General features: G+C 48.2%; 8 tRNA genes. All 8 read left to right on the top strand.

The features are described from left to right. The first annotated feature begins 126 nt into the window (after positions 1-126). The 8 genes from DVG79_RS15950 (at position 127) to DVG79_RS15985 (ending at position 874) form a co-directional block, all read left to right on the top strand. Positions 127-202 (top strand) — tRNA-Asp (locus DVG79_RS15950). Positions 203-229: 27 nt separating this feature from the next. Further along, positions 230-305: transfer RNA gene (locus DVG79_RS15955), tRNA-Phe, on the top strand. Positions 306-313: 8 nt separating this feature from the next. Then, positions 314-389, top strand: a tRNA-Thr gene (locus DVG79_RS15960). Between the two features lie 10 nt (positions 390-399). Beyond that, positions 400-475 (top strand) — tRNA-His (locus tag DVG79_RS15965). A 25-nt stretch (positions 476-500) separates the two neighbouring features. Then, a tRNA-Lys gene (locus DVG79_RS15970) sits at positions 501-576 on the top strand. Between the two features lie 9 nt (positions 577-585). Continuing rightward, positions 586-669: transfer RNA gene (locus DVG79_RS15975), tRNA-Leu, on the top strand. A gap of 11 nt (positions 670-680) precedes the next feature. Further along, positions 681-755 (top strand) — tRNA-Gly (locus DVG79_RS15980). Between the two features lie 36 nt (positions 756-791). Then, a tRNA-Leu gene (locus DVG79_RS15985) sits at positions 792-874 on the top strand. Positions 875-882 lie beyond the last annotated feature (8 nt).

Raw genomic sequence — 882 nt, forward strand, 5'->3', positions numbered from 1 at the left:
GAACGCCGAAAGTAGTTGGGGGCTTCCCCCTGCGAGGATAGGACGTTGCCAGGCATACTTTTTTAATAAAGTATTTGACAATTTTGACTGATTGATATAGTATTATAGAAGTCGTCAAGTTACCACGGTCCTGTGGTGTAGCGGTTAACATGCCTGCCTGTCACGCAGGAGATCGCGGGTTCGAATCCCGTCAGGACCGCCATTTTTATTTACCGAAACTTTTTAGTATGGCTTTGTAGCTCAGTCGGTAGAGCAGAGGACTGAAAATCCTCGTGTCGGCGGTTCGATTCCGTCCAAAGCCACCATTACACCTGCCGGTGTAGCTCAGCTGGTAGAGCAACTGACTTGTAATCAGTAGGTCGCGGGTTCGACTCCTGTTGCCGGCACCATCTTAATATGGCGGTTGTGGCGAAGTGGTTAACGCACCGGATTGTGATTCCGGCATTCGTGGGTTCAATTCCCATCAGTCGCCCCATTTTATTTTTAACTTCATATTATTTGTGTCATTAGCTCAGTTGGTAGAGCATCTGACTTTTAATCAGAGGGTCGCAGGTTCGAATCCTGCATGACACACCATTTTTTTATGCGGGTGTGGCGGAATTGGTAGACGCGCTAGATTTAGGATCTAGTGTCTTTGACGTGGGGGTTCAAGTCCCTTCACCCGTACCATTTATATTTATGCGGAAGTAGTTCAGTGGTAGAATACGACCTTGCCAAGGTCGGGGTCGCGGGTTCGAATCCCGTCTTCCGCTCCAATTTTTTCATCTAAGAAACATCAAATAGCATAATTTGCGGTCGTGGCGGAATGGTAGACGCGCTAGGTTGAGGGCCTAGTGGTGGCAACACTGTGGAGGTTCAAGTCCTCTCGACCGCACTTATTAT

Source organism: Exiguobacterium sp. RIT594 (assembly GCF_003339585.1).
Lineage (GTDB): Bacteria > Bacillota > Bacilli > Exiguobacteriales > Exiguobacteriaceae > Exiguobacterium_A.